The 5,988-nt window shown below is 67.6% G+C and carries 2 protein-coding genes; both read right to left on the bottom strand.

All coding sequences use genetic code 11. The features are described from left to right. Positions 1–708 (bottom strand): class I SAM-dependent methyltransferase (locus CAG11_RS32700; protein ID WP_085600801.1); only part of this gene is annotated, 708 nt, incomplete at its 3' end. An 88-nt stretch (positions 709–796) separates the two neighbouring features. Beyond that, positions 797–5,974: a type I polyketide synthase gene (locus CAG11_RS32695; protein ID WP_256579932.1), complete on the bottom strand. Its 5,178-nt coding sequence runs from the start codon at positions 5,972–5,974 to the stop codon at positions 797–799. Positions 5,975–5,988 lie beyond the last annotated feature (14 nt).

Here is a 5,988-nt window from a genome sequence, read left to right as displayed (position 1 = left end):
GGGGTCGAAGCGGCTGATCCAGGGTTCGCCGCGAGCGGCCGCCAGGCTGGAAAACACCTGCACCGCCTCCTGGTCCAGGCCATCGAGCCCCGGATCCTTGATGATGAAACTCATCACCAGGCCACTACCGACCGGGAGCGCCAGCACATCTTCCAGGGTGCGCTGGATCGCCGCCCGCTCCAGGTACTGGGTGACGCCGAGCCAGGACAGGAAGGCCGGCACCTGGGGATCGAAGCCGACGGTTTCCAGGCCCTGGCGCAGGGTCATGCGCTCGAAATCCATGGCACAGAAACTGAGGTTGCGCGGAATGCCGATGCGCGCCGCGTGCAGGTAATCGCGCTTGCATGCCTGGGAGGCAGGGTGGTCGACCTCGATCAGGCGTATACCCCGGGCCCAGTCGGGCTGGCGATAGGCGAAAGTATCCAAGCCCGCCCCGAGCATCAGGTATTGCCCTGCCCCAGCCGCTACCGCTCGATGCAGTTCGTCTTCGGCCAAGCGATTGCGCATGACGAACAACGCCCGGGCCAGGCACTGCACCGGCCCTTGGAAGTCGTCGGCCCGAGCCTGGATCTGCGCCGCACTGGAGCCCTCGACCAGGCCGACCACCACCGGGTCGTCGACCACCTTGGGGTGCTGGTCCAGTACCTGGTGGGCGGCACGGGCGATGGAGGTGTAGATCGCGGTCCAGCTGGCCGTTGCATTCTGCATGGCGGTTTCCTGTCGGTTGCATGAGAAATCCACCGGCCCCGGCAACGCCGCCTGGTCTGGCAGGTACCGGGCCGGCTTGCCTTACTGGCTAGGCCAGTGCCTGGCGCACGTAGCGGGCAATGGCCTCCACGGTCGGGTGGTTCCAGATGAGCGTGGGCGGCAGGTCGATCCGGTAGCGCTGCTTCAGGCGAATCCGCAGTGCGACGCTGAGCAGCGAATCCATGCCCTTCTCCACCAACGACCGCTGGGGGTTGATGTCCTCGGGGGCACAACGCAGTTCAGCCGCGATCAACGCCTGGATGTCCTGCGTCAGCCACTGCCCAAGCTGCTCGTCGGGCACCGCGCGCCAGGGATCGAGTGACGTCACTTGCGCCGCCTCTTGCGCGGCGTCGCACAGCAGCCTGCTCAACACCGGCAGTGGCTGGCCTAGGTCCGCCGAGCGCTGTACACGAAATACCGCCGCATAGGGTGCACCACAGTCCTGGGCCAACTGCCAGGACGCCAGTGCCGTGGGGATACTCAGAGCCCCCAGGCCATTGGCCGCGCATTCGCGCAGGGTTGGGTCGATATTGCTGGACATCCCCAATTGCTCCCAGGCCATCCAGGCGATGCTCAGGGTCCGTTGACCGTCCTGCCCTGCCCGATACCTGGCGAAGCCATCCATGAAGGCATTCGCCGCGGCATAACCGGCCTGCCCCGAGGGGCGCGCCAGCTGCCCGCTGGAGGAGAACAGCACCAGGAAGTCCAGGCTCCCGGGAGGAAACGCCCACTCCAGGGCCAGGGTCCCGGTGACCTTGGCCCGCAGCACCTGGGACAGGCTGGCGCGCTGCAGATGCTCGATCATGCCGCCCTTGAAGACGCCAGCGGCGTGCACCACGCCGCGTATCGCCGGCAGGCCCAGGGCCGACTCGGACAACGCCTCGGCCACCTTCGCCGTATCGGCGATGTCCAGCGCCAGGGGCAGCACCGTCACGCCCTGGCGCTCCAGCGCACGGATGCCGTCGATCACCAAGCGTTGTTGCGGATCCTGCAGCGCGGGCCAGACGCTGCGTGCCGGCAAGCCTTGGCGGCCGATCAGCACCAGGCGCCGTGCACCCTGGTTCACCAGGTGCTGGGCGGCCTGCAGGCCCAGGGCGCCGAAGCCGCCGGTGATGGCGTAGGTGGCGTCCGGAACGCATTGCGGCTTGCCCTTGGGGCCTGGCACGACTGCTTCCTGCAAGCGCAGGACCTGGCAGGCCTGGGTACCGATGGCCAGCACATCCTCGCTCTTGTGCCCCAGGGCGCCTCGTAGCAGGCCGAAGGTGCTGTCGCTGTTCAAGGCTGCCGGATCGATGTCGATCAAGCCTGCCCAGAGGCCTGGCTGTTCGCCGGCGACGATCCGCGCCACACCCCACAGCGGCGACTGGGCCAGGGCGGCCCGGTTGGCCATGGCCTTGACTCCGAAGGTCACGCAACCCAGGCGCAGGGATGGCTGCTCCAGGGCCAGGCGCTGGACCTGCTGCGTAGCTTGCAGCAGGCGCCAGGCATTGGCCTCGACCGCATCCGACAACGCCTCATCGTCTGCCGGTGCGCTGCCGAGCACCAGCACCAGCGTCGGTTGTCCATTCAAGCGCATTTCGGCGCCGTCTCGTACCCGGGCATGCTCGATCCCGGCCCGGCGCAGCCCCAGGGACAAACGCTGCGCGGCCTCGTCGTCCGATCCGAGGAGCACCAACTGCGGCAGCGGCTCGGTGGGGGGCTCGAAGCGACAGGTCTCCCAGTCTTCGACGAACACCGTCGCACTGCTGCCGTGGGCCAGTTCGTCCTGGCGGTCCACCGTCATGAACACCAGGCCTTCGATGCGCGCGGCCAGCTCTCCCCGCTCATCGAGCACCAGCAGGTCGATGGGCTGGCGCTCGCCAGTGCGCGGCGCCAGTTCGGCGAACAGGGTAAAGATCTCCGGTGGCGTGGACCTCGCGCACAACGAGGCGATAGCCGCCGGCATGCGCAACAGATCGTCATCCGGCAACAACAGCGGCAGGCTGGTCAGCGCGGCATCCAGCACCACCGCCCAGCTGTTGGCCTGGTTCGGGCCGAGCTGCGCCTGGATCGTCGCCATCAGCCGGCCCGGCCCGCGCCGCAACGAACGGATATGCCACCGGAAGCCATAGTCGGCGATGCCCCGGCGCCGGTACATCGGCTCGAGCTGCGGCCACTCCAGCGACTCTGGGCAGTCAACCTGCCAGGCCGCCACTTCGGGCGCCGGGCCTTGCAGCTCGGTGTTCCAGTCCAGGCTGGCGGTGGTATGGGTCAACCAGCCCATTTCGCGCTCCTGCTCGGATTGCACCGCTTCATCGTCAAGTCGGCTGCACAGGCGGATCTGCTGGCCCTGCCTGACGATCTGGATATCCCGTGTACCCTCCACCGCCACGGGCGTGCGCAACACCACGTCACGCAGGGTCGGAAGGTGCCCGTCCCGCGTCCCGGCCTGCATGAAGCTGTTCAGCAAGGCCGCCGCTGGCAAGATCTCCACGCCGCAGATCGGATGGCTGCCCGGATAGGGACGCAGTTCGAAATCCAGCCGCGTGCGCCAGATGTCACAGGGCGGCGCACTGCGCACCAGCTGGCGGCTGCCCAGCAACGAATGCCGCAGCGGATCGTGGCCCCTGCCCAGGTTGGCCCGCACAGGCAAGGCCGTGGTCCAGTAGCGCTGGTGGTTCCAGCCCATGCTCGGCAGATCGAGCAAGGCTCCCGGAGCCGGCCATTGCAGGTCGGCGCCGTGGCAATACAGACGAGCGAGGCTAGCGAGCAGTTCCGGATACTCCGGCCGCCCCTCCCTGAGGCTCGGGCACACCATTACGTGTTCGCGCCCGCAAGCATCGGCAGTCTCCTTCAGGGCGTGGGCGACGATGGGCTTGCTGGACACCTCAAGGTACAGCTCGAAGCCATCCTCCAGGGCTGCCGTCACTGCTTGCTCGAAAAGCACCGGGTTACGTGAGTTCGCGCACCAGAAGTCCGCATTCCGGGGCGCCAGGGCCCGGGGATCGCCCAGGGACGAGTTGTACATGGGCAGGCGCGGAGTCAGGCAGCGCAGTTCGCCAGCGGCTTGGCGGATATCCTCCAGGACCTGGTCGATGTGTGGACTGTGGAACGCCACATCGCTCGCCACGCGCCGCGGCACCAACCCCTCCTCGGCCCAATCACCGGCGAGCCGCTCGACCTCGCCGGCCGTACCGGAAATCACCGTGGACGAGGGGCTGGCGGCGATTGCCGCGACCACCTGTGCGCGCCCCTCCAGGCGCCTGGCGGCCTCGGCGAATGGCAGGTTGACCATGACCATAGCCCCCTGGCCGGACAGGCGCTGGTAAAGCGCCGCCCGGCGGCAGGCAAAACGCGCGGCCGATTGCTTGTCCAGGGCGCCGGCGACCACCGCCGCAGCGATCTCACCGGTGGAATAGCCGATCACTGCCCGGGGCTCGAGCCCCAGGCTGCGCCAAAGCGCCGCCAAGGCCAGCTGCAAGGCAAAGGTCGTGGCCTGGATACGCTCCACCGAATCGAACACGCCCTGCTCCAGCGCCTCGCGGGGCGTGTACCCCAGCTCAGCACTGAACACCTCGGCCAGACTGTCCAGTTCAGCGGCGAATACCGGCTGGCTAGCCAGCAGCTCCCGGCCCATGCCATGCCACTGCGCACCATGTCCGGAGAACACCCAGACCGGCCCTCGCCCGGCCAGCACCGAGCCGCTGAAACAGCACTCGCTATCGCTGCCTGCCGCCAACTGGCCCAAGGCCTTGAGCAACTCCGTGGAATTGCTCGCCAACAATGCGCCCCTGGCAGGCAAGTGCGCGCGTCGTTGCCCGAGGGTATGGGCGATATCTTCCAGCGCGGCCTCGGGGTGCTGTTGCACCCAATGGGCAAGGCGCGCGGCGCTGTGACGCAAGTTCTGCGGCGCCTGCCCGGACAGAGGGAACAGTCGCGTCCCGCAAGGCGGTTGGGCACCCGGCCGCGCCTGGGGTGTCACCGGCGCAGCCTCGATGATCGCGTGGGCGATGGTACCGCCCACGCCGAAACAAGAGACTCCGGCCCGCCTGGGCGAACCGGTGTCCGGCCATGGCATGAGGCTGGAAACCACCTCGATGCCCGAAGTGCTCCAGTCGACCTCGTCGGTCAGGTTCTCGTACAAGCTACGCGGCAGCTGCCCGTGGTTCAGCGCCAGCACAGCCTTGATCAAGCCGGCGATGCCGGCGCCCGCTTCCAGGTGGCCGATATTGGGCTTGACCGAGCCCACCAGGCATTTCTCGCCGCCGCTGCGCGTGCTGCCGAACACCCGGGAAATCGCCGTCAGCTCAGCCTTGTCCCCCAGGCGGGTGCCGGTGCCATGGGCCTCCACGTACTGCACCGAGGCACAGGGAACATCGGCCTGGCGATAGACTTGGCGCAGCATCAGCTCCTGGGCTTCGCCATTGGGCGCCATCATCCCGGCGCTGTGGCCGTCCTGGAACACCCCCGAACCCCGGACCAGGGCCAGTATCCGGTCCTGGTCACGCAATGCATCCTCCAGGCGCTTGAGGACCAGCACCCCCGCTCCTTCCCCGCGGCCATAACCGTCGGCAGCGCTATCGAAGGATTTGCAGCGACCATCGGCCGCCGTGGCGCCCGAGGCATCCAGCGCCAGACTCAAACCGGGGAATGTCATCAGGTTCACCGCCGCCACCAGGGCCAGCCCGGTACTGCCATCGCGCAGGCTCTGGCAGGCCAGGTGCAGCGCCGTGAGCGAGCCGGCACAGGCGGTGTCGACCACCAGGCTGGGGCCGTGAAGGTCGAGGATGTAGGACACCCGGTTGGCGATGCCGAACAACATCCCGCCGTTGACCACCCAGGGCTCGATATGACTCAGGTCGGCCAGCATCCGGTGCCCGTAGTCGAACGAATTGGCAGCGGCGAATACCCCCGCCTCGCTGCCCTTGATCATCAATGGCGGGATGCCGGCGTGCTCGAGCGCCTCCCAGGCCAGTTCCAGGATCATCCGCTGCTGCGGGTCCAGGGACTGCGCCTCGCGGGCGGAAATACCGAAGAATCCCGGATCGAAATGATCGATCCGCTCCATGAAGCATCCACGGCGCGTGGCCTTCTTCAGCGCCGCCGCCACTTCGGGACTGCTGTTCTCATAATCGGCCCAGCGGTCGCCGGGCAAGTCACCGACCGCACAGCGGCCTTGAACCAGAAAGTCCCAATAACTCTCCAGGCTGGAAAGTTGCGGTGCGAAGCGACAGCTCATTCCGACAATCGCGATGGGCTGCA

The organism is Pseudomonas sp. B6(2017) (genome assembly GCF_002112765.1).
Taxonomy (GTDB): domain Bacteria; phylum Pseudomonadota; class Gammaproteobacteria; order Pseudomonadales; family Pseudomonadaceae; genus Aquipseudomonas; species Aquipseudomonas piscis.
The sequence above is the reverse complement of the archived record's forward strand: the minus strand, read 5'-3'. Positions and strand labels throughout refer to the sequence as shown.